Source organism: Legionella sainthelensi (assembly GCF_900637685.1).
GTDB classification, from domain to species: Bacteria; Pseudomonadota; Gammaproteobacteria; order Legionellales; family Legionellaceae; genus Legionella; species Legionella sainthelensi.
This window is the reverse complement of sequence record NZ_LR134388.1, coordinates 3,668,729-3,691,825: the sequence shown is the minus strand read 5'-3', so window position 1 is coordinate 3,691,825 and position 23,097 is coordinate 3,668,729. Positions and strand designations below refer to the sequence as shown.

Below are 23,097 nucleotides of genomic sequence, written 5' to 3'. Positions count from 1 at the left end.
GAACCATGTTTCACCCCTGGAGCATGTAGTTGCCGACAAAGACAGGCATATTGAAAACATAGAATATATGCTTGTTGAAAAAGAGAACCATATTGAAACTATGGCTCGTATGGTTGTGGATAAAGACAGGCATATTGAAAACATAGAATATATGCTTGTTGAAAAAGAGAACCATATTGAAACTATGGCGCGTATGGTTGCGGATAAAGACAGGCATATTGAAAACATAGAATATATGCTCGTTGAAAAAGAGAACTATATTGAAACTATGGCGCGTATGGTTGTGGATAAAGACAGGCATATTGAAAACATAGAATATATGCTTGTTGAAAAAGAGAACCATATTGAAGCTATGGCGCGTATGGTTGCGGATAAAGACAGGCATATTGAGAACATAGAATATATGCTTGTTGAAAACCAGAACTGTTTTGAAACTATAGAGCGTATGGTTGCGGATAAAGAAAAACATATTCGAAATTTAGAAATTCTTTTTTCATCTAAAAATAAAAAAATATTATTTTTAGAACAAACCATAAGATCTCTCAAAAACAAAAAAATACATCAATTGACGCGTAGAGTTAGAAAAAAAATATTAAGAAATCCTCTTAAAATTTGTAGTCGCAGTGTTTTTTTTGATGAGAATTGGTACTTAGATCATTATCCCGATGTCAAAGCTGCAGGGCTAGATCCAGTGATCCATTATGTAAAATATGGTGCGGCTGAAAAGCGCGATCCCGGGCCTAATTTTTCAACCGCATTTTATATAGAGGAAAATCCAGAAGTAGAAAGAATGAGAATTAATCCTTTAGTACATTTTGAGGTTCATTTCTCTTGAGAAAATAACTTATTATGATAATAATTATGCAGAAAAATATTAATAAAATCAGTGTTGTGTTAAGCAGATTAATACACTAAAGTATTACCTGCTCAGATAGACTAACTTTCTGAGAGTGCTCATTCGATTTATGTGAAATAGGGAAAAAAATGTTTCAATTCATGGAGATATGGCGAAAAAAAAAGGCGTTAGGTATAAATAAAAAAGCGATTAAAATTTGTAAAAGGAGTGCCTATTTTGATGCCGACTGGTATTTAGATACTTATCCTGATGTAAAAGCTGCTGGATTAGATCCAGTGCTCCATTACGTACAATATGGTGCAGTAGAAAGACGTGATCCGGGCCCCAATTTTTCAACGGTAGATTATTTACTTGAGAATCCTAAAGTACAACAAAAGGGGATCAATCCTTTAGTGCATTTTGAAAAATCACGGAAGAAAGTCCCAACTACCAAAAAAAACTATCAAACATGGGTTAGTTTATACGATACTTTGACTGATGTAGATAAAAAAAATATTAAAAGAAAAATAGCCGATCTAAAATATAAGCCTACGATTTCTGTGATTATGCCAGTTTATAACACTCCTGAAAAATGGCTAAAACTCGCGATTGATTCCGTTTTAAACCAGCTCTATCCATACTGGGAACTTTGTATTGCCGATGATGCTTCTTCAGCCAGCCATATTAAAAACCTTCTAAGCTATTATGCAAAAAAAGATCCGCGTATTAAGGTAATTTACCGGGAAGCCAACGGCCATATTGCAGAATCAAGTAACAGCGCATTACAACTGGCGACGGGTGAGTTTGTTGCTTTATTAGATCACGATGATGAGTTAACTGAACATGCATTGTATAAGATCGTCGAAGAATTGAATGCTTATCCTAACGCCACCTTAATTTATAGTGATGAAGATAAAATTGATGATCACGGAAGACGCTGCGAACCATACTTTAAATCAGATTGGAATCCAGATTTGTTTTACAGCCATAATTTTATTAGTCATTTAGGTGTTTATAAACGTTCGGTAGTTAATGAAATAGGTGGCTTTCGTAAAGGTTATGAGGGAAGCCAAGATTATGATTTGGCACTTCGAGTGATTGAAGTGATTACGCCAGATCAAATTCGTCATATTCCACACATTTTATATCACTGGCGTATTGTTCCTGCGTCTGTGTCGAATTCAAAAGCATATACCTGTGAAGATGCGGCTCGAAAAGCAATTCAATCTCATTTAGAGCGTCAAAAGGTAGTTGGAGTGCAAGTGACAAAGAACCCTTTATTACCTAATTTTCATAGGGTGACTTACTCCTTGCCTAAGGAGCAGCCTTTAGTAAGCATTATTATACCAACAAAAGATAAGGTTGAAGTTCTTAAATGTTGTATAGAGAGTATTCTTAAAAAAACAGAGTATCAAAATTTTGAAGTGATAATTGTTGATAATCAAAGTCAACAACAAGAAACTCATGCTTATTTTAAGCAGCTCATGCATAATCAAAAAATTAAAATTATTTCCTATAATAAACCTTTTAATTATTCAAAGATTAACAATTTTGCTGTTAGTAAGACGCAGGGAGATATACTTCTTTTTCTTAATAATGATACAGAAGTGATAACCCCCTCGTGGTTAACAGAAATGGTTAGCCAGGTGATAAGACCTGAAGTTGGAATAGTGGGTGCTAAGCTTTATTACCCGGATGACACTATTCAACATGCTGGGGTCATAGGTGGTTATGGGTCAGTGGCGGGGCATATCTTTTCAAGATGGCCTAGAAAACAACATGGATACATGGGAAAAGACTCATTATCCCAAAATTTTTTGGCAGTTACGGCTGCATGCATGGCGATGCGACGTTTAGTATTTGAAGAGTTAAATGGTTTCGAGGAAAATACTCTTGTTGTTGCTTTTAATGACGTAGATCTTTGTTTGCGTGCTTATAAAAAAGGGTACAGAATTTTCTGGACCCCCTTTGCAGAACTATACCATTATGAGTCTTTAACAAGAGGTGTAGCTCAGACTCAAGAGGAAAAAACGCAAGCAGGAAGAGAAATAAATTATATGTTAGAACATTGGGGCAATTTACTTGAAAGGGATCCCTTTTATAATCCTAATTTAAGTTTAACATGCAGTCATTATTCTTTAGCGTTTCCTCCACGAGTTTCTTCCATGTAATATAAGAATCTAAATATATTTTATATTTAGATTCTTAATTTCGAAATTGAAGTGGTCTGGTTATAACTATAACTTACCTGTTACTTTTTTCATGAAAAGAACCCTTTTTTTGATAGAGGATGATCAAACGAGCGGGCATCCAGGAGTAAACAGTTGCTTGCCATCCTCATATTCGTACTTGATGCAAGTCAAGACTCCATTTTTATTATCATGACTTTCCCATGTACTAATACCACTACCCGATATTGATCGAATTTCTCCAGAATTATAAGTAGCATTTGGCACATTAAAATATCGATATTTATTATCTGTCAATTCCAACAATGAAAATCGCTGTGAACGAATAGCTCCATCTAGAGAAAAAAGTTTTAACTCAGCCTCTCCCTGATTCTGTTTTCCATATGTTCCGAACATTACACCTATGCGCTTCAATTTTTGGTTATTTGAACTCTCATTAGGAAGAGAGAGCAGCGATAGTTTGATTGTATTCACATTATTAAGTTGTACACTAGGCTGCATATGTCTCTGCATATCAATACCATCTGGGAATACAATCAGGTCTTTTCTAATGTAATAAGGACGATCATATAACCTCACATATTGTTCATCAATAAACTTTTGAATGCAGCCAGCATAACTGTCCCATGGATATCTGCCCCATACCGTCCACTTATCAATATACATCACCTTGGGGCGGTAGTCTGAAATTTCTTTGCATGCGTTAATACTAATACCAAGTATCGGGTTTTTATTGTATTTTTCTTGCCATGGTAAATAAAAGAAATGGCCTGATGCGGGCAGTCTATCTGCCATTATGTATTGAAAATTTTGAAATGAATAGACGATGATTTTCTCATCTTTAGTTGTAAGCGACGAAGCCAACTGAGCAAATTCGGTCTCTTCAGGGATTTTTTTTGACAAAAATTTTTCGTTATCTTCGGGAAATAAAAATGCAAGTTTAGCAGTACACATTACTGTAAACAACGAGATTATAAGTTGTGCTTGACGTGATTCAACAGCTTCCCTGCCTGTAAATGCTAAAGGAATGGCTAATAAAGAATACAAGAAAGGAAGACCATGAAACCCTAATGCCCCCCTGAGTAACAAACTGAAAATTCCAAGACCAAAAAAGACTGTTCGCCAAGGAAATTTAATTTCACGAGAAGCCATCACTAAGATGGCTAAAGTTAAAATCAAAAGATAAATAAACTGTAATGTATCTCCTGTTAGCATTCTAAATATGTGAAGTATTAATTGGGGATCGATATGTTGCCCGTTGTATAAGGGAAGGATTGTCGAGTTTAAATAAATATGGTAAGCAAAGAAGCCGGAGATAGAGCCAATTTTTATTAAGTAGAAAATACTACCGATTCCACAGATTATTAATGAGATAAAAGATAAAATAATAAAATTTTTTCGTAAGGATGCGAAAAATAAAAGAATAGCAACGGGCAAATAGGTAATTGCAAAAAAGGGTAGCATCGCTATTAGAGCATTTCCGAGTAAAATGTGCCTAGTTAAAAGTTTTTCAGGTTGTAAAATGGCCGGTAGAGTATATTGCGATAAAATTATTATAAGTAGCAGTCCAACTAGAACTTGGTATATGTAGGTATGACCAAAACATCAGGTAAATACAGAAGCATCACACATGTTGCAGTTATGGTGTATAGACGTCTAGAGTAACTACACTTTAAAAGTGGTGAATAATATATAGAGAATAAAGCAATTATTTGAAGTATTGCTATCGGTAAACGATGTCCAGATACTCCAAAACTTCCAAATTTCTCTAATACAATACCAGTAAGAAATGTTAATGGGCCGTGATGATTGAATATCTGGGAATATAATGATTGTCCATTAACAATCATTTTTGCTGTAACAATAGTCTCGGATTCGTCACCCCATTCCATATAATATAGTAGCTTAATTTGATAACGTATTGCGAAAAAAACAAAGATCATAAAAAGGACAATGGAGATATAATCAAACCAGTTTTTTTCTGAGTTTATGTTTTTTAATTCACTATTTTCATTAGAAAACACCACGTTAAACATCTCCTTTGTTTTGTGATTCAATATTGATATTAATGACGCGATTCTGTTAAGGAAAGATTGAAAAACTCTCACTATGCAAATTCGTTATGCGAAAATAAAATGACATGGATGCCTTGGTTGAATTTAGTCGAAATCTTTTGTTTTGTCGATGATTTTAATCAGATATTTATATCAGTTTTATATTGTTAGCAACACAATCTAAATGCTCAGGATAGCCAAGTGAAGATTGGTTCTCCTTGCAATTTTCTGATCTATCTACAGTCTGTCGATTAAGTTTGAACTACTACAGATTCCGATAGCCTGAATTTTTTAATATAAAAATAGTATTGTAATTCATTTTATAATTGCTTTTTTCATTCGTTTTTTCGAGTTGACTTACTTCAATTTGACAGATTAGAATGCTTGTTTTTAAGGACGATACTCAGTAATGAGTATTATAGAGAGCACCGAATGGATTTCTGCCCGATCTTCCTTTCTGTTATCTTTGATTCATGCAACCAGGTAGAGCAAATTAAAAAAATAATAGTGCATTTCCCAAAGATTGTTTTTACCTTTGTTAGTGGATTAAGTGTTTCTGCTAATTTTTTCAACACCCCCAATATTTGTATTTTTATAATCCTTACTGAATAAGGTATTGAAGCACATGTGTTAACTTAACGAGCGAATACTAATACAACCTTTTTAGATAGAGTTAAAGATGATTCCGATCTAGGTCAAGGAACAAAAATGGTAAAAAAAATTTCTTCATATGAGCTATTTTCAGTTGTTATTGGAGCATTGATTATAGGTGCTTTCGCTGTGAAAGTTGTTTTAGGTATCTCCTCACTCCCATTTTATCCAGACTTTATTGTCGGTTATATCACTTGGGAAGAAGATACTAAGTTCCAAGATATTTTAGCCGTCCCAGCCTTTATATTTAGTTTTTTCTTATTTTTTATAGTCACAATTAACACATTAAATAAATATCAACAAATAAAAAAACCAAACCTTGGAGAAGAGTTTTCTGGGCAGATATTAATTTGGTCATTACCATTTTTGGCCGGTTTTTCATCATTGCTCCTCGGGGTTGGTTTGAACTCAGAATTAATATATTTACCTGCGGCAGGTATTTTTTTTATTACAACTATTTTTAGATTACATGCAACACACGAGAAGATAGTGCGTCCGAAAGAGATCGGAATATTGTTATTGGCAGTCTTGATTATTTCATTAATTCCTCTCGAAATTTATATAATATTGAGTAGGGTATCAACTTCCTTAAGTGCCTCTATTAATGAAAAATTTATTTTTATTTCTATGCTAATAGCAATTTTAGGATATTTTATCGCATTGATATATTCATTATACGATCCTACGCAAACAAAAAAACTGTTACCATTCCTGCTTCTTGTCGGGCAGTTAGGGCTTAGTTTATTTTATGTCACACTTTATCCAGCATATATTTTGACCCCTAACCTAGGACTCATGAAATACAATACAACCATATGGTTAAATTTTTTAATAATGGGGTTAATTTTTCTTGCCATTATTGATGTAGTTCGCAGATATAAAAAAAATAGTTATAGCGGCAATATTTCAAAAAATATTTCGCCTTTTGCGCTGTATGGTCTACTAATAGGTCTGAAGTTTAGTAATACATCTCTCCCATACATTTCCACTGATGATTACCACTTTGGCGAGGGTTTGCTTGGATGGTGGTCTTATCTTCAAGGAGCAATACCTTATGTAGGCTATATACCTGCTCATGGATTTATTGATGATGATTTGCCAAGAGCTTTCTCAACAATTTTTTATGATGGTACGGCTAGTACTTTCTATGAATCAAAAAGAATAGCTAATGCACTGTTGGGATTAACAGCATACATTTCAATTTTCTTGTTTAGTGGTAGTTCAATTCTAGCATTTATTGCTATATTTCTTCTTGGAGGCGGGCTTAAGTGGTATTTTCTTACCCTATTTCTTTGTTTATGGTTTAGTAAGATGCTTTGGAAAAATCATGCTAGGTGGGTTGCTATCTGGCTATTAACTGCACCAATTGCAATTTTAGGTGTTCCGCCGCAAGGTATATCAATAGTTATTGCATCAGCTTTGTTGGCTATCTACCATTTATGGTATTTTTTGTTTAAGCAGGATAGGCGAAATTGGTATCCAATAGCCATATCATCACTAATCCTCTTGATTGTAGTGATCATCACACCAATTGGTTGGATGATGGATGGGGCGCTAAAATATGTGATAGAGAATGGTGCAATTAACCAAATTGCTTATGGTCTTCCTTGGGCATTAAGTTTGAGCCAAAAAAATTTTATTTTAGAAATAGTTCGTATGTCATGGGTAGTTGTTCCTCCGATAGCACTCATAACACTCTATTATTTAAGAGTAAGTAGTGTTGATACAGAAAAAAAACTATTACCCGTGCTGGTTTTATTTATATTTATGTTATTTTTAATTCCATATACGCTCGGTAGAATTGACCCCGCAAGCGTAAGTCGACCCGGTGTACTTGCATCTTATGTTTGGACAATTTTATTACCTTTGATTTTATGGAGATTTCTTGCTCCAAAGAATAAAGTCCTTTTGATGGTTGTTATATGTTTTATGGGTGCATCCATAGGTTTTGCCACCTTATCTTTTGAGCAATTAGGTGCAAGTTTCAATCAATTTGTTTATTCACCACCAGTTAAAAGCGGAGCTGCATCGGGTTTATCTAACATAGGAATTGCAATTGTGGACGATGCACATTGGGAGCGATTGACAACATTAAACAATTTGCTTAACAACAATCTTCAGGAAGGCGACACCTATCTTGATTTAACATCTCGTAATGCCCAATATTTCTATATGAATAGAATTCCCCCAATTCCAGTCACAGCCCCTTATAATTTAGTTCCAATATCACAGCAAAAAACAGCTGTGAATCTTCTTAGATCAAAACCTCCAAAAATTGCCTTATTTGAGGGGAATAACATTCGTCATGATGGAAGTGTGCTTGCGCTAAGGAATCCTTATCTTTATCAATTTGTGTTGGACAATTATATACCAAAATATATGGATGGTTTTATTTTGGGTTTTAGAAAAGAAGATTTCCAGCACTCATCGAACGTGGGTATTACTGCAAAGCTCAAATTAATAACTGATGAGAATTGGGAGGGCGGTAGACATCGTTATGAAAATGCTATTGTTATAGATGACCCATATCTTATAAAGTATGTGGCTGTGGGGGATAAATTTGTTTGGAATGGCGACGTACTTTTTGTCTCAAGAGTTTGGCCTGAAGGTTTAGCTATTTGGTTTGAACAAAAGCTTCCTTATCAATCTCCGGATTTAAGTACCGATAAAATTCTATGGATCGGATCAAAGAACGCAATGACTGAATATCAGCGTGAACTTTTACACAGCTCCTTTTCCCAATCTGATTTTAAGAAAATTCCAATATCTTGGGGGCACTCAGCAAGATCGCTGGAAAGTAAAATGAGTAAAGTAAGTGATCTTGATTCCAGGCTTATTAATTCTAATGATTTACTAATGATCAAACCTCATGTATACCAAGTAAATGGCGTTAACCCATTCTTAGTATATGATTTATCCCGGGTTGATTTTTCAGGTAGGGATGGAGGTCTCATTAAATTTAACTTTACCTGTTATGATAAAACTACAGATCCGATGTTACAAATATTCTGGTGGGGGGACGAGGCAAAAAGCCCTTCAGAACTCTATAGCGTAAAATTTACAGGAGGCAATGGCATTTTGATAGTACCCCTTGATGCGTTACCACGCTGGTCTTTGATCAAAAAAATGAATGGTTTTAAAGTTAACCTTACTAATTCTTCTGCGTGCAGCAGGTTAGAAATTAAGGATGTTGCGTTATTTAAAAGAAAGTTTAATTAATAATTTATGTTAACAAATCAGCCCCATAATTCATCAAAACTTATGGGGTAAGTTTGCGACATTCACGAGCATCTTATTTAATTACCTCCGATTGGGAGAATGCCAAAGAATCTGACAGCCACTGTGAAAAGGCTTCTCCTTCAACCGGATGGATTTTTCCTAACTCAACATTCGCTTTTAAAAAGCCGAGCTTACTTCCACAATCATATCGTACCCCATCATAGCGATAAGCGAATACATCTTCCTTTTTTAATAATGTTGCTATTGCATCAGTAAGTTGGATTTCACCAACATAACGGCTAGTTGGTAAGGCTCGAATCTGATCAAAAATGGATGAAGTAAGAATATAACGTCCAACTACAGCAATATTAGAAGGAGCCATGCTAGGCTTAGGTTTTTCTACCAAATTATTCACACGTAACAAACGATCATTTTGAGCTTCACCTTGAACAATGCCATAGTTTTGTGTGAGCTCCCAAGGAACGTCTTGCACAGCTAAGATGCTACATCCATGTTCAGCATAAAGTTCTGTCATTTGTTGCATGATAGGTTTTGAACTCACAATCAGATCATCTGCAAGAAGAACTGCAAATGCATCGGTACCAACTAATTGCTCCGCACATAACACTGCGTGTCCTAAACCTAATGCTTTTGGTTGGCGTACATAGAAGCAATCCATATCTTCTGGTTTTACTGATTGGACTATAGATAAAAGTTCATTTTTTTTGTGATTGTATAATTCTGCCTCTAACTGATATGCCGTATCAAAATGATCTTCAATTGCACGCTTATTATGACCTGTCACAAAAATCATTTGGCGTATTCCTGCTGCATAAGCCTCTTCAACTGCATACTGAATCAAGGGCTTATCCACAATAGGAAGCATTTCTTTAGGAGAAACTTTAGTGGCAGGTAAAAAACGTGTTCCAAGGCCTGCAACAGGAAACACTGCTTTACGGATTGGAAGATAAGTTGAAGTCATTTATGTATGTCCATTTATTAAATTAAATTTTCCTGTTTTTGTCGATTCTTTTTAAATGGTCAAATATTTAAAAAAGATCAGTTGTACTGGCCAAAGCAGGCTAGAAAAAGAACTTTTAAAACAGATATGTTTCCTTTGAATACACTAATTTTTGTAGGTATCTCGCCTACGGGATAGCGTCGAATGGAAGGCAGTTCGATACAGTGATAGCCAAGCTTAGGTATGCGATAGGACAGATAAGCCAATAACTCATAGGTCATAAAAATATCCCGAAAAGGCGCTACTTTAGGATCAAGTAGGACTTTTCGGCTATATGCTCTAAATCCTTGGGTAGTATCTGTCCATTTGAAACCAGAAAATAAACTGAGCATTGGCGCATGAATATAACGTATGGCAAAATCACGTATTTTAGGTGTATTCTCTGCTGTTCCTCCTTGAATAAAACGCGATGCTTGCACAAAATCTATCCCCTGGTTCAGTGCATCTATAAATCTCGGAATGGCCTCAGGATCATCTTTATCATTTCCATCTATGGTTATAATACCTTCATACCCTTGATCCAGCGCAAAGGAATAGGCGCAACGAAGCTGAGCACTCAATTTACCTGGCCCTGATTTAACCAGTAGTCCCCTCACTTCATTTTCTTGTAATAACTCTTGTTGCAATGAACCATCAGTGCTTCCTCCATCTACAATAATGATGTCGGCCATTTGCCAAATTCCTAGGGATTTCATTCGCGAAAGTAGGCTAGAAATTCGAGTGCCTTCATTAATAACTGGTATGATGACACACCAAGGTTGTGAGCGTCCCAACCAGAGTTGTTTTTTAAATGATGGAACTTTCCAAGTAGCACGTACTTTGGGATTAATATCATTCGTCATAGTTGTGCTCTTCTCCTTAAAATTACGCTACTTTGAGGGTGATCATGATTACACCTGTAAGAACAAAAACAATCCCTATTCCTGTAGTCCAATGAAATGGTTCTCCGAATATCAGCACCGAAAATAATGCGACAGTGGCAACAGCTCCAGATGTAAGAATTGGATGAGCTATATTAAGGGGGAGCTGTGTCAAAGATGCTGAATAGAGTAAAAATGCTAACCCGTAGAGTCCCAGACCAAGCAAAAAAGGCCAATTTTCCAAAATTGAAAAAAGATTGCTAAAGGTTGGAAATACTCGTGGCGGCATCATTGCCATTTTAATAAGAACACTCGCCGATGCATTTGAGGCGATACCAAGAATCAAAATAACCCACTTCATTTTTAACTCCTAACTATTTATCCCTATAGTAATGAATAGCGGTTTTTATTGCGCGCTCAATTGCCCCTATGTGAGGTTCATTTTGCGTAGCAAGCATCTCTATTGATACTACATGATTGGGTAATGCTTTTTTTAAGGCAATAGCTATTTGGTTGTGATCGGTGTTGCTATCCCCTAATGGAAGTAAATTTGGTTCACTCGCATGGACATGACCAATAAAAGCCGCACACCCCTCTAACACAATATCAGGATTTTCTTCGTTAATGGTTAAAGCGCCTGTATCAAATTGCATTTTAATCGCTGGATGGGCTATATGTTTTACCATTTGTACTGTTTCAAAACTCGTTGTCATAAAATTAGCACCATAACAGGGGGGATTTGGTTCAAGACAGATTGCGACACCATATGTTTGTGCGATATCACCCAAACGTTGAAAAAAGGAACATGCTAATTCAGATGCTTCATCATCATTCATCCCACTGCGATCTCTATTCTTAGGTGAGCCAAAAACCAGATATTTTGCTCCTAATCCGCTACCAATCCGACATATATGTGTCAGATGGCTTAATAAGTTAATTTGAGATTCATGGGAGGCAAAAATATTTAATCCTGTTGTGCCAAACAATAAGGCTTGCATGCCCGTTATTTCAATACCACGAGTAGTCCACCAATCGAACACATTAGCTATATCAGCGTCTTTAGCCAATGCTGGATTAGGAAAATATTTTCCAGGTGCCACATCAATTGCATTTATTTCATAACGATGCAATAAATGCGCCACCGCATCATCTTCAACTGCATCCCAAGCGATATTTGAAATGGCTAGTCTCATAGCATCACACTGGTTTCAGCATGTATTTGACGAGGTTCTGATTGTGCATATGCTCTTATTGCTTGAATGGTTTCGCGCGCGCTATATTGATAGTTTCCAGAGGCACCAAACAAGGAAGCATATCGAGTACGCATATCATAACGAATAGGGAGATTAGATAATGTCTGAGTAAATGTTTTGCCAAAACCTTCAATAACCATATCACTAACACTAATCGGCTCTGCTGTAAGATGAATTAATTTTAAACCCAACTCCAACGCACGTTGAATGTTGTACCAGAGATTAACCATTGGATAAAATTGAAAAATGCATCGGCTATCAATCATATGTAAGTTATTGTTATTTAAAATATCAAAAATAACATTTTTTCTTAATCCTGGTCCAACAAGACCCGGAAGACGAACAATTAAATAATTGGGAAAAAAACTCGCGACAAATTTTTCCAGTTGAAGTCGGTGTAATCCGTAAGCATGGAGACCTGCTTCATCAATAACGGAATTTTCATCAACTTCAATGGGATTTTGAAATACATCTACGGTGCTTATCAGAATAAATGTTTGGCACTGAATTAATTTTAGGTGGGATATTAAAGAATTAATATTTTGCCAATCATTTGCTGGATCCTTGTTCGCCAGCCACTTTTGGGCGGGAGCTCCAGCACAAACGACGTGATTAAATGAATGTCCCTGAATAGTGCCCATATTATTGGAGCGATAAAGAGAGTGGAATTTTGTTTGTTTCAATAAAGTGCTGCCAACAAAACCAGAAAATCCAATTAAAGCATTAGTCATAAATTACTCCATCGCCACTTGTTCTAGAGGTTTAATTGCCTCAAATTGTTCCATATCCAATTTCTCAAAAACATCATATATATTGTCAATTTTTCCGCCTAATACAGAAAACATTCCTGGCAAATTTAAATGCTTTTCGAATAAAATGGGTCTACCGTCATCGCTTTCATTCTTCACTAAAACCGTTTTAACCTCAAATAATGAATCTATGTATTTAGCGTTGGCTAGAGCAGGAAGGTAGCGACTCACATCCCTAATCATACGGTCAACACGAGATACCTGTTCGTAATTATTAAGACGCTCATAGGGGTCGATACCTTGTTGATCAAGCCAGTTTATATGAGGTGTGTAGCGTACATGTGATAATGAGTGCAAACCAAAAGCAGGAAATGGCATCATAGAAAAGAAAGGCCCATCCATCACTGTGATCCCCAGATTTTCTAGTTCCAAAGGCATTTTCATTAATGCCATCTCAGTTATTTCTTGCTTAAGACGAGATTGAGTACCCGTATAATCCCCATAAAATTGATTAAGTCCGCTATAAGTACAATTAAATACATAATGAGCAGATAAAAGTTCTTCCGTGCGGTTTTCTTTTTGCACAACAACATTTAATAGTTTGTCAGAACCTTTGGATATTGTTGTTACTCTGGATTTAAAACGCAGAGTCACATGAGCTTCATTGAGTTCTTCAATAGCCCATTTTTCTAATTTACTTGTATCAAAAGCGTATTCTTCAACCAGAAATATGCGCTCAACCAGCTGAGGATTGAATAGGGAACTATAATTGGGTTTTGCTAATTGAATTTTTGCACCAATTTCATAACAAAAACGCTCAAACTGTTTTGCGGTAACTTTTGAATTTTGCCGAGCAATAGCATAGAGTTTAGTAAAGTCTTGTTTCACTGCATTTGGCCAATCTCGTACGAACTTGGGGAGATTAACTCTGCTTCTATAAGCTGTCGTAAAGCTACGAGGATAATGATAACCATTATGAACTCGCGCTTGATTATTATGAGAAGCGCGTTTTAAAAGACTATCCTCACGTTCCACAAGAACTATATGTTTGAAACCGCGTTGCTTCGCTAAATAAACTGCAATCGCAGATCCATAAAATCCGCCTCCGATAATAACCGCATCTAGAGCCGTCATCTTTAGACAACCTCTGGAACTTTATTTGATTGGGGAAGCGGTTTTGATATTACTTCTTCAATATTCAGTTTTTCACGGCGAAGTAAGCGAGAACTGGTAAACTCTTGTGCAATATTATAAAGCGGGCCTTCATTGGAAATGCTCGCCATATGGAGGATATATTCTCCGAGAACAAACAAAACAAGAGAAATCAAAAAAAACATTCCTGATTGTTGTAACGAGAGGCTAACCCATCCAGGTGCTACATCTTGCTTAAAAAGGGCAATTAATACTACATACACAGAATAAATAAGATTAGTTCCTGCACCAAATAAAGAAAGCGAAGTTACCAAGCGCATCGGTACTTGCGTGGTTGAGATCAATAATTTTACACCTCTTTTAATACTTTCTCCTAATCGCTTCGTGTGTGAAGTTTTTGGGGGGGTGCTGTAGTTAAGATTAACTCGAGAAAAACCTCCTGTTGCGGGTAGATGTCTATAAGTGATCGTTGGTTGCGGATGTTGCAGGATAAAATTAATAACTCGTTTGCTTAAGATACGATATTGAGGTGCCTCTTTTGCTAAATTAACACGATTAAACCATTTATAAAGACGATGAAACATTGCATTAGCAATGCGATAAGCAACGCTTTGTTTGGGTTTTTGAGCATTATTTGCAAAAACAACATCTGAACCACTCACAGCTTTATCAAGCATTTGAGGTAAAAAACCAATATCATCAACTAATGGATCTATGACCACCACAAAATCACCTAAAGCATTTTCCAGCCCAACCCATGAAGCTGTATCAGGATCAACTCGTTTAGTTAATGCATATACCTGAAGATTAGGCAGTCCATCTGGACCCGTTAGGGTTTTAAGAATAGAAACATTATTATCCTCAGAACTATTATCAATAATGATAAGTTCATAATCACTTACCAAGACAGACAAAGTTTTTGTAAAATCGACTATTATTTTTTTGATTTGCTCTGGCTGGTTACGTGTCACAATGACCGCAGAGAGAAAGATCGGGTAAAAATCCATTTAGCATCCTCACAAATTCTCATTTCTAGTGAGTATTGTCCTGAAAAATAAGATGATTTTAATCTGTCAAAAAAGATTAAGTCAACTGTTACTCAAGAGAATGTCGCGCATGATAAAACCTCCCGTTAGTTATGCGTCATTAGTGTTCAAGTAAAACTAAGTTTATGAACCATCCTCAGGCAGCTATTTTTTTATAGCTTTTAAAGTAGTGGCTGTTTGCAATATTTTTTGATATATGATTTTTTTATCAGATTTGGCTTAAATACGATTATGATTTTTAATCCAACACCGTTCTTATTAAGCCCTCGGTTTTTATATCCTTTTATGATATCTTTTCTTTTTTATATTCTACAAACAAGGCAGTTATATGAATATTTTAGACACAAAAATACCGGAAGTTAAAATTATAGAGCCCCGTATTTTTGGTGATGAGCGTGGTTTTTTTTATGAAACATTTCAAGTGAAGCGGTATGAGGAGCTACTGGGGATAGAGGATAGTTTTGTCCAGGATAATTTATCGCGTTCGCGTAAAGGAGTTTTGCGAGGACTGCACTATCAAAGTCAGCAAACTCAGGGAAAATTAGTGTCTGTTTTAGCGGGTGAAGTTTTTGATGTAGCCGTTGATATTAGACTTGGTTCGCCTACTTATGGTTCCTGGGTTGGTGTGATTCTTTCAGGAGAAAATAGACGCCAATTTTGGGTTCCTAAAGGTTTTGCTCATGGGTTTTACGTGTTAAGCACCACGGCGGACTTTTTTTATAAGTGCACCGATTATTATCATCCAGAAAGTGAGTTATCAATTAATTATCAAGATCCAGAAATTGGTATTGATTGGCCATTAAATGATGACGTCCAACTTTCAGCAAAGGATATGCAAGCTAGGCCTTTGAACTTGATCGATCCTCAATCTTTACCGAGGTATCAATGAAAATCTTAGTCATAGGGGCTAATGGTCAAGTTGGTTCAGAAGTGATTCTGCAATTTGGGTCCACACAGCATAAAGTCATTGCTCTGACAAGAAAAGAACTGGACTGTGTTCATGTTGGCGAGGTGAATTCAGTTCTCTCTTCAATACAGCCGGAGCTGATTATTAATGCTTCTGCATATACGGCTGTAGATAAAGCTGAAGAGGAGATCAGGCTTGCTCATATTATCAATGCAGAATTTGTAGGGCAGTTGGCTCAATATTGTGGCCATAAAAAGATACCCTTAATTCATTTGTCCACAGATTATGTTTTTGATGGCACTAAAGAGAGTCCCTATAATGAAACAGATATTACTTGTCCCCAAGGCGCATATGCCAAGTCCAAACGAGCAGGTGAGCTCGCTATTACCTCCCAACTTAAAGAGCATATTATTTTACGTGTGAGTTGGGTTTTTGGAATTTATGGGAATAATTTTGTAAAAACAATTTTAAAATTAGCTTCCAGTAAAAGTGAATTAAGAGTTGTTGCCGATCAATGGGGTAGACCTACAGCAGCTCGAGATATTGCCAGAGTATTACTCACAATTGTCAACAAAATAGACTCCTCATCTTTTAAGGATTGGGGGATTTATCATTATGCTGGAGCAGGTGTAACTAATTGGTATGAGTTCTCGCGTGTTTTTATTGATCTTGCTCGGAACAAAGGAATGATGTTGCCACTCACCCACTTAAGCCCCATCAAAACAGAAGAGTATGTCACTAAGGCTGCGAGGCCAAAGAACTCGGTTCTGGATACAACAAAAATTGAACAAATACTAGGTATTGATTGTCAAAGTTGGAAAAATTATTTGCCAGAAGTTGTGGATGGTTTCATTGCCCAGAATTTGCCTCTGGTGGTAAACACTTAGCACACGCTTTTATAATTTCTAAAAATGTTATCCTATTGTGAATCAGAAGTAATCGCTTGCTCTCCTAGTTTAAAATTAAACTAGGACGATGCTTTTTCTTCACCTCACGAATTGGAGATCGTTTTGGAAAATCGGTTAATTTGGTGTTGGTTTATACCAAGTTATTAATTGAGGCTAGACCTCCCGCTTACGTTGCAGGTGACGGCGTCTTTAGAGGTTAGGTCTTGCGCTTTCGTTGAGGGGCACGGGATTTTTAAAGGTTAGCCCCCGCATTTGCTTTAAATCTGCATGAGTTAATTTTCGGGTTTTTAAATCATTATGATTTAAGAATCACAGGGTAAAAAAACAAATCAGCAGAGAAATGGTCATTATCAAAAGTTAATCTTTTTTGATAGCTAACAACGAAAAACCTGATTTTGGAAAATTTTTGCGACAGAACCCTATTATGAGTGCTTCCTCTGCGGGTTCCTAGTGGTGGTGATTATGGTGGAGTTATTTTCCGGCGTTGAGACTACTGCTCTTTTTCATCTCAAATGGAGTCTATTTTTAGCTACTTTTCTGATAATAAAATAAACAAAGATGCTATTATTAATACATATAGAGTATAATTTTTGGGAGAGCTATATGTCTGGTGTATTAGAGCGAGCAAAAGCAGCAGCAATGGCTGCTGAGGAGTCGGCAAAAGCGGCAAAAGCAGCCCAAGAATTATTGGAGCTTGCAGCACAAAAATTAGCACGCACAAATATAGAACCAGAAAAAATTCAATCATTGCAAAACATGGTTAGGTCGGCAGACGAATTAGCAAAAAAGGCTGCAGATGCTGCATTAAAAGCAAAAGAACAATTAACCAAAGTAGAAAATGCAGTTGCACAAGCAAAGATACATATTTCTAAAGAAAATAAAGAGTCAGCTAAAAAAGAATTAAAAAAAGCAGGGCAAGCAGCTGGATTAGCAGAAACGTTTGCGCAACAGGCAAAAAACTTTGAGGGGATGGTAAACAATTTAAAAGTATTAGCGGGAGCTCAACTAAAACAACACCGAGAAAACCGAACACACGCAACAACAGAACAAAAGCCAACAGAAGACGTATCTCAAAGATCAATATCAGTGGCATCCACAGCATCCCCTTTATTTGAGCAATTGAAAGGGGCTATTTCAGGATTTTGTTCTGCCATCTCCAATTTTGCAAGCAAGTGGTTTTACAAACAGGAGCAACACAAAGAAGAAAGACAAGAAAACAGTGGACCAAGGTAATAAATATCGCCCGATGGATTGGGCGAGTTGAACTTAATCGGACACAGTTATTTAAACTGAATTAGTTTCGACTTAATCTGACACAAGTACTTGAAAAAGAGAGAGTTTCCGGTTTTGATAGAAGTGCGAACTTGAAACAAAACCAAAAGGAAAACTCTCATGATAGATAATACAGTTAAAATTATTAAACATAAAGTTGGCTTATTAAACCTTGCTGAAGAATTAGGGAATGTATCTAAGGCATGTAAAGTAATGGGCTTATCCAGAGATACATTTTATCGCTATAAGTCGGCAGTAGAATCGGGAGGAGTTGATGCTTTATTCGATCAAAGCCGAAGAAAACCTAATCTAAAAAATAGAGTAGAAGAAGCAATCGAACTCTCGGTAAGGGAGTATGCGCTCGCATTTCCAGCCCATGGTCAGCTTCGTACAAGCAATGAGCTTCGTAAACGGGGTATTTTTGTTTCTCCAAGTGGAGTTCGTAGCATTTGCCTGCGATAGAGCTTGCCAATTTTAAAGACCGCTTAAAAGCATTAGAGGCTAAAGTAGCTTCTGAAGGAATTATATTGACGGAAGCGCAGGTCGTAGCTTTGGAGAAAAAGAAATTTGATGATGAGGCATGTGGTGAAATCGAAACAGCACATCCTGGTTATCTCGGCTCGCAAGATACTTTTTATGTGGGTACGCTGAAAGGAGTCGGTCGCATTTATCAGCAAACTTTTGTTGATACCTATAGCAAAGTGGCATTTGCCAAGCTTTATACGACTAAAACGCCAATTACTTCAGCAGATTTACTGAACGATAAGGTTTTACCCTTCTTCGAACAACACGATTTACCTATACTGCGTATTTTAACAGATAGGGGTACTGAATATTGTGGCAAGGTAGAACAGCATGATTATCAGCTTTATTTGGCAATTAATAACATTGACCATACAAAGACAAAAGCAAATTCACCTCAAACAAATGGGATTTGTGAACGTTTTCATAAAACGATTTTACAGGAGTTTTATCAAGTAACATTCCGAAAGAAAATTTACGAATCAATCGATGAATTGCAAAAAGATCTGGACGAATGGATGGATTACTATAATAATCAACGTACTCATCAGGGTAAAATGTGTTGTGGACGTACTCCAATGCAAACTTTGATAGAGAGTAAACAATTCTGGATGGAAAAATTTATAAACTAAATTTGACCTGACAGACACTTCTTAAAAACCGGTAACTGTCAGATCAAGTTGGAACTACTACATGTAAACAGTACCCTATACGATGGCGTTACGAAAATTTACTCAATATTCTTTTTTGTAAAGCGACACTTTTATCTAAGAGCCCCATCTTAACATACGACTCTCGTGCTTCATCATCCTCAGCTATTTTGTCGAGTACTTCTCCAAAATGGTTTAATTCATTAATGAGTAAATTGATCTTTCGTGTAAAATTGGGTGTAGATTTTCCTTTATTTACCAAAACCTTCATATAGGTAAATTCTTTTTTGTAAGAAGAATCAACTAATGCCATATCTTTAATTAAATTGTGAAAGTCATTAAATTCAGGTTCTAAAGAGCTCAATAGATTAGTAACATCATTCATATTGTTCATTTGTTATCCTTATGCGTTCTATTCATTGTGTGCTCACAGCTTAGGGCTGTTGTCTTCTCGGGTTTCTTCTTTTTGTTGCTCCTGTTTGTAAAACCACTTGCTCGCAAAATTGGATATAGCGCTACAAAAGCCTGAAATAGCCCCTTTCAATTGCTCAAATAATGGTGATGCTATTGATGTCACTGATGTTGGTGCACGTACTACTTGCGTTCTTTGTTGCGCAATTAGCTCACGTTGGGTATGTACTGACTCCAGTATATCCTGCACTGCATAGACTCCTGCCGCATGCGCCTGCTGTTCGGATGTTAATTCTACATCATTGCTCAGTGCTTCCAGCTCTTCTTCCTGGACGGAGTCTAATGCTTCTTTAGACTCTTTTAGTTCTGATGCGAACTCTGATTCTGGAGCACTAAGTGCTATTTTTTTTAATGTGGCTTTAGCTTCACGCTCTTTATTTTCTGCGACACGTTGATTTTCTTCAGCTTCTTTTAATGCATTTTCTAGTTTTTTTGTGGGCTTTGGTGCTTCCAGGAGTGCAAATGCTGCTTGCTCTGCTATTAGCTCCGCCTCTTTTTTGGCTTGAGCTGCCGCCGCAAGCACCTCGATTGCTTCTTTTAGTGCTGTTGGCATGTATCCTCCGAAAAATCATTTCAATTTACGATTTGGTTGTATTAATAATAGCATTTATGTATTTTTATTTCAAAGATAGTTCATTAATTAATCATCTAAATTCGAGGATGGGCGAATGAGTGACACCGTTGAATCTTCAGGATTTGAAACTGTATAACCATGTTAATTTTAAGCACCTGATTAGGAATCAACATGGGGAATTTACGATTTATCATATCACCAATCTATCTTTGCAGTCACTGATGGGATTTCCAATTGCAGCCTATACCCAATAGCTTGTCGCATCGCGGATGGCGACGTTTTTTAAGAACAAGTCTTCTGGTTTTGCGGAAGGTGATGGAGTTTTAGATGTTGGGCCTCCCGCTTTCGCGGAAGGTGACGGTTTTTTTAAGAACAGGTCTTCTGGTTTTGCGGAAGGTAAGTGATATTCTTCTGTATGAGGATTTAATGTAGGTTTAATGTGTTATTGTTTTTTCACACCACCAATTGTTCCACATCAAATTTAATTGGCTTCTTATCGTTTTGATCGACTAGTTGAAGCAAATAAGTCCCATAACTATTTTTACTAAGTTTTTTACCAATCTCCTCAAGCATATCTTTGCTTATCCAACTGTTTTTATAAGCGATTTCTTCTAAACAAGCAATTTTTAATCCTTGACGATGTTCAATCGTTTGTACAAAAGAGCTCGCTTCTAAAAGACTCTCATGGGTTCCTGTATCAAGCCAGGCAAATCCACGGCCAAGCAATTCTACTTGTAGATTACCGCATTCAAGATAAAACTGATTAATACACGATATTTCTAATTCACCTCGATAAGATGGTCTTACTTGTTTGGCGATGTTTACTACTTGATTGTCATAAAAATAAAGCCCAGTCACGGCATAGTGTGATTTTGGATTTTTAGGTTTTTCCTCAATAGAGATGGCTCTCATTTGAGCATCAAACTCCACGACACCAAAACGCTCAGGATCTTTTACCGGATAGCCAAAGACGGTGGCGCCTGTTTGGCGGGCAGCAGCCTCTCGCAACTGTCTGGTAAAGCCATGGCCATAGAATATATTATCACCAAGTACCAAACATACATTATCTTGGCCTATAAACTCTTGGCCAATAATAAAGGCTTGAGCCAAACCATCTGGATTGGGCTGTAAGGCATAGTGTAACTGTATGCCAAACTGTTCTCCGTTTCCTAAAAGTCGTTGATATGCTGGATAATCTTCTGGAGTAGTAATTACCAGAATTTCACGAATTCCTGCTAGCATTAAGACTGACAGAGGATAATAAACCATAGGTTTATCATAAATAGGGAGCAGCTGTTTTGAAATGCCTTGGGTGATAGGATAAAGACGTGTTCCGGAGCCTCCTGCGAGCACAATTCCTTTCATGCTGATAATTCCTTTTCAATAACTTTTGATTGTTTTTGTTGTAGTTTATTTAAAATTGTCTGGCACCAATTTTGATGTTCGAGATACCACGCTACTGTTTTCCTCATTCCTGATTCAAAGGTTTCTTGGGGTTTCCATCCTAATTCGTGTTGAATTTTTGTTGCATCAATGGCATAGCGCCGATCGTGGCCTGGACGGTCTTTAATATATGTAATTAAATTTTTATACGAAGAGATATGGGATGGTTTTTGGGGAGCTAATTCTTCTAATAACTCACAAACTGTATGAACCACTTCAATATTTTGTTTCTCATTGTGCCCGCCGATATTGTAGGTCGAACCAATAATGCCATTTTTTAAAACCAAGTAAAGAGCACGAACATGATCATTGACATACAGCCAATCTCGAATTTGAGCTCCATTGCCATAGACTGGTAAACTTTTTCCAGCTAGCGCGTTGAGAATGATGACTGGGATTAGTTTTTCAGGATATTGGTATGGACCATAGTTGTTAGAACAATTCGTGATTATTGTGGGTAACCCATAAGTTCTGTGCCATGCTCTTACCAAATGATCGGAGCTTGCTTTGCTTGCCGAATAAGGAGAGCTTGGTGCATAAGGGGTAATTTCTGTGAAGAGTTCATTTGTGTTATCCAGATCACCATAAACTTCATCTGTAGAGATGTGATGAAAGCGAAAAGAGTCTCGTCGATTGCTTGGCAATGATTGCCAATAATCCCGAGCCGCTTCAAGCAAGTTATAAGTTCCGATTATATTGGTTTGAATAAACTCAGAGGGGCCATCAATAGATCGATCTACATGACTTTCTGCTGCCAAGTGCATGATAGCATCAGGCTGAAATGTAGAAAAAATATGATTTATTTGATCATGAGAGCGGATGTCGACTTGTTGAAAAATATGACGTGGATCGTTGATAATGTCATTAAGCGATTCTAAATTCCCAGCATAGGTTAGCTTATCTACATTGATGACTGTATCCGTTGTATGCTCAATAAGATAGCGTACCATTGCTGAACCAATAAACCCTGCACCACCAGTAATTAAAATTTTCATATATTAAATTGATTACCTCAGAAACGTCCCTATTATCTTTAAGATCCTTAAAACTTATATCTTATTGATTATTACCAATTATTCTCAATCAAATGGGTTATTGTCAAGAGTCAGATATTTTATTAAAGGATTGTTCATACTGCTTCTATGACTTGATCAAAATGACACAAATTTTCTATATTATACTTGCAGTATGCTGCAGGTTACTACCCTTAAATGCATACTATTTTGGTTCACTTTTGGAATTATCAATAGAAAAATGACACAAACTGACTAGGATCTCAGAATGTCATGGATAATGAGAATTTTGTTGAGTATTTATGAAA

The 23,097-nt window shown here is 36.6% G+C and carries 18 protein-coding genes and 1 pseudogene; 7 read left to right on the top strand and 12 right to left on the bottom strand.

Annotated elements, in window-relative coordinates:
- Nucleotides 1–67 precede the first annotated feature (67 nt).
- Complete coding sequence (locus tag EL220_RS16130; protein WP_128130944.1) at nt 68–835, top strand: hypothetical protein; 768 nt, start codon at nt 68–70, stop codon at nt 833–835.
- 149 nt (nt 836–984) lie between these two features.
- The gene (locus EL220_RS16125; RefSeq protein ID WP_197720969.1) at nt 985–3,006 is read left to right on the top strand and encodes a glycosyltransferase family 2 protein; all 2,022 of its coding nucleotides are present in this window, start codon (nt 985–987) and stop codon (nt 3,004–3,006) included.
- 123 nt (nt 3,007–3,129) lie between these two features.
- On the opposite strand, the gene EL220_RS16120 is transcribed toward EL220_RS16125, so the two are convergent.
- Entirely contained in the window at nt 3,130–4,488 is a 1,359-nt protein-coding gene (locus EL220_RS16120) for a hypothetical protein (RefSeq protein ID WP_128130943.1), read from the bottom strand.
- Nucleotides 4,489–5,786: 1,298 nt separating this feature from the next.
- Between EL220_RS16120 and EL220_RS16115 the strand changes: the two genes are divergently transcribed.
- Entirely contained in the window at nt 5,787–8,948 is a 3,162-nt protein-coding gene (locus EL220_RS16115; protein WP_027272639.1) for a hypothetical protein, read from the top strand.
- A gap of 73 nt (nt 8,949–9,021) precedes the next feature.
- Here the strand turns inward: EL220_RS16115 and galU are convergent, their stop codons facing one another.
- The 7 genes from galU to EL220_RS16080 form a co-directional block, all read right to left on the bottom strand.
- Nucleotides 9,022–9,930, bottom strand: coding sequence for a UTP--glucose-1-phosphate uridylyltransferase GalU (gene galU / locus EL220_RS16110; protein ID WP_027272640.1), 909 nt, complete (start codon nt 9,928–9,930; stop codon nt 9,022–9,024).
- A 77-nt stretch (nt 9,931–10,007) separates the two neighbouring features.
- On the bottom strand, nt 10,008–10,811 hold the full coding sequence (locus EL220_RS16105; RefSeq protein ID WP_027272641.1) for a glycosyltransferase family 2 protein: 804 nt from the start codon (nt 10,809–10,811) through the stop codon (nt 10,008–10,010).
- A gap of 22 nt (nt 10,812–10,833) precedes the next feature.
- Nucleotides 10,834–11,190: an EamA family transporter gene (locus EL220_RS16100; RefSeq protein ID WP_027272642.1), complete on the bottom strand. Its 357-nt coding sequence runs from the start codon at nt 11,188–11,190 to the stop codon at nt 10,834–10,836.
- A gap of 13 nt (nt 11,191–11,203) precedes the next feature.
- On the bottom strand, nt 11,204–12,022 hold the full coding sequence (locus EL220_RS16095; RefSeq protein ID WP_027272643.1) for a sugar phosphate isomerase/epimerase family protein: 819 nt from the start codon (nt 12,020–12,022) through the stop codon (nt 11,204–11,206).
- Nucleotides 12,019–12,813 (bottom strand): NAD-dependent epimerase/dehydratase family protein, encoded by a 795-nt coding sequence (locus tag EL220_RS16090; RefSeq protein WP_027272644.1) that lies wholly within the window; start codon nt 12,811–12,813, stop codon nt 12,019–12,021. The genes EL220_RS16095 and EL220_RS16090 overlap by 4 nt, the downstream gene beginning before the upstream one ends.
- A 3-nt stretch (nt 12,814–12,816) precedes the next feature.
- Nucleotides 12,817–13,965 carry an FAD-dependent oxidoreductase gene (locus EL220_RS16085; protein WP_027272645.1) on the bottom strand — a complete coding sequence of 383 codons (1,149 nt, stop codon included), beginning with the start codon at nt 13,963–13,965 and terminating at the stop codon, nt 12,817–12,819.
- Between the two features lie 2 nt (nt 13,966–13,967).
- Nucleotides 13,968–14,990: a glycosyltransferase gene (locus EL220_RS16080; protein WP_027272646.1), complete on the bottom strand. Its 1,023-nt coding sequence runs from the start codon at nt 14,988–14,990 to the stop codon at nt 13,968–13,970.
- A gap of 367 nt (nt 14,991–15,357) precedes the next feature.
- Here EL220_RS16080 and rfbC point away from each other — a divergent pair, with 367 nt between their 5' ends.
- From rfbC to EL220_RS16060, 4 genes and pseudogenes are all read left to right on the top strand, one after another.
- Nucleotides 15,358–15,918 (top strand): dTDP-4-dehydrorhamnose 3,5-epimerase, encoded by a 561-nt coding sequence (rfbC, locus tag EL220_RS16075; protein ID WP_027272647.1) that lies wholly within the window; start codon nt 15,358–15,360, stop codon nt 15,916–15,918.
- Nucleotides 15,915–16,823 carry a dTDP-4-dehydrorhamnose reductase gene (gene rfbD, locus EL220_RS16070; protein ID WP_051544814.1) on the top strand — a complete coding sequence of 303 codons (909 nt, stop codon included), beginning with the start codon at nt 15,915–15,917 and terminating at the stop codon, nt 16,821–16,823. Before rfbC ends, rfbD begins: the two co-directional genes overlap by 4 nt.
- A gap of 624 nt (nt 16,824–17,447) precedes the next feature.
- Nucleotides 17,448–18,077 carry a hypothetical protein gene (locus EL220_RS16065; RefSeq protein ID WP_027272648.1) on the top strand — a complete coding sequence of 210 codons (630 nt, stop codon included), beginning with the start codon at nt 17,448–17,450 and terminating at the stop codon, nt 18,075–18,077.
- A 159-nt stretch (nt 18,078–18,236) separates the two neighbouring features.
- A pseudogene (locus tag EL220_RS16060) lies at nt 18,237–19,295 on the top strand (IS481 family transposase).
- Between the two features lie 63 nt (nt 19,296–19,358).
- Here the strand turns inward: EL220_RS16060 and EL220_RS16055 are convergent.
- The 4 genes from EL220_RS16055 to rfbB form a co-directional block, all read right to left on the bottom strand.
- Nucleotides 19,359–19,682, bottom strand: a complete 324-nt coding sequence (locus EL220_RS16055) for a hypothetical protein (RefSeq protein WP_027271894.1) — start codon at nt 19,680–19,682, stop codon at nt 19,359–19,361.
- 33 nt (nt 19,683–19,715) lie between these two features.
- A complete protein-coding gene (locus EL220_RS16050; protein WP_027271895.1) occupies nt 19,716–20,312 on the bottom strand; it encodes a hypothetical protein in 597 nt (198 codons plus the stop codon).
- A gap of 474 nt (nt 20,313–20,786) precedes the next feature.
- Nucleotides 20,787–21,698: a glucose-1-phosphate thymidylyltransferase RfbA gene (rfbA, locus tag EL220_RS16045; protein WP_051544763.1), complete on the bottom strand. Its 912-nt coding sequence runs from the start codon at nt 21,696–21,698 to the stop codon at nt 20,787–20,789.
- Nucleotides 21,695–22,771 carry a dTDP-glucose 4,6-dehydratase gene (gene rfbB / locus EL220_RS16040; protein WP_027271896.1) on the bottom strand — a complete coding sequence of 359 codons (1,077 nt, stop codon included), beginning with the start codon at nt 22,769–22,771 and terminating at the stop codon, nt 21,695–21,697. Before rfbB ends, rfbA begins: the two co-directional genes overlap by 4 nt.
- Nucleotides 22,772–23,097 lie beyond the last annotated feature (326 nt).

Coding starts and splice junctions, on each gene's coding strand:
- EL220_RS16130 (WP_128130944.1), top strand. CDS start 68: ATGCTTGTTGAAAAAGAGAACCATATTGAAACTATGGCTCGTATGGTT.
- EL220_RS16125 (WP_197720969.1), top strand. CDS start 985: ATGTTTCAATTCATGGAGATATGGCGAAAAAAAAAGGCGTTAGGTATA.
- EL220_RS16120 (WP_128130943.1), bottom strand. CDS start 4,488: ATGCTACCCTTTTTTGCAATTACCTATTTGCCCGTTGCTATTCTTTTA.
- EL220_RS16115 (WP_027272639.1), top strand. CDS start 5,787: ATGGTAAAAAAAATTTCTTCATATGAGCTATTTTCAGTTGTTATTGGA.
- galU (WP_027272640.1), bottom strand. CDS start 9,930: ATGACTTCAACTTATCTTCCAATCCGTAAAGCAGTGTTTCCTGTTGCA.
- EL220_RS16105 (WP_027272641.1), bottom strand. CDS start 10,811: ATGACGAATGATATTAATCCCAAAGTACGTGCTACTTGGAAAGTTCCA.
- EL220_RS16100 (WP_027272642.1), bottom strand. CDS start 11,190: ATGAAGTGGGTTATTTTGATTCTTGGTATCGCCTCAAATGCATCGGCG.
- EL220_RS16095 (WP_027272643.1), bottom strand. CDS start 12,022: ATGAGACTAGCCATTTCAAATATCGCTTGGGATGCAGTTGAAGATGAT.
- EL220_RS16090 (WP_027272644.1), bottom strand. CDS start 12,813: ATGACTAATGCTTTAATTGGATTTTCTGGTTTTGTTGGCAGCACTTTA.
- EL220_RS16085 (WP_027272645.1), bottom strand. CDS start 13,965: ATGACGGCTCTAGATGCGGTTATTATCGGAGGCGGATTTTATGGATCT.
- EL220_RS16080 (WP_027272646.1), bottom strand. CDS start 14,990: ATGGATTTTTACCCGATCTTTCTCTCTGCGGTCATTGTGACACGTAAC.
- rfbC (WP_027272647.1), top strand. CDS start 15,358: ATGAATATTTTAGACACAAAAATACCGGAAGTTAAAATTATAGAGCCC.
- rfbD (WP_051544814.1), top strand. CDS start 15,915: ATGAAAATCTTAGTCATAGGGGCTAATGGTCAAGTTGGTTCAGAAGTG.
- EL220_RS16065 (WP_027272648.1), top strand. CDS start 17,448: ATGTCTGGTGTATTAGAGCGAGCAAAAGCAGCAGCAATGGCTGCTGAG.
- EL220_RS16055 (WP_027271894.1), bottom strand. CDS start 19,682: ATGAACAATATGAATGATGTTACTAATCTATTGAGCTCTTTAGAACCT.
- EL220_RS16050 (WP_027271895.1), bottom strand. CDS start 20,312: ATGCCAACAGCACTAAAAGAAGCAATCGAGGTGCTTGCGGCGGCAGCT.
- rfbA (WP_051544763.1), bottom strand. CDS start 21,698: ATGAAAGGAATTGTGCTCGCAGGAGGCTCCGGAACACGTCTTTATCCT.
- rfbB (WP_027271896.1), bottom strand. CDS start 22,771: ATGAAAATTTTAATTACTGGTGGTGCAGGGTTTATTGGTTCAGCAATG.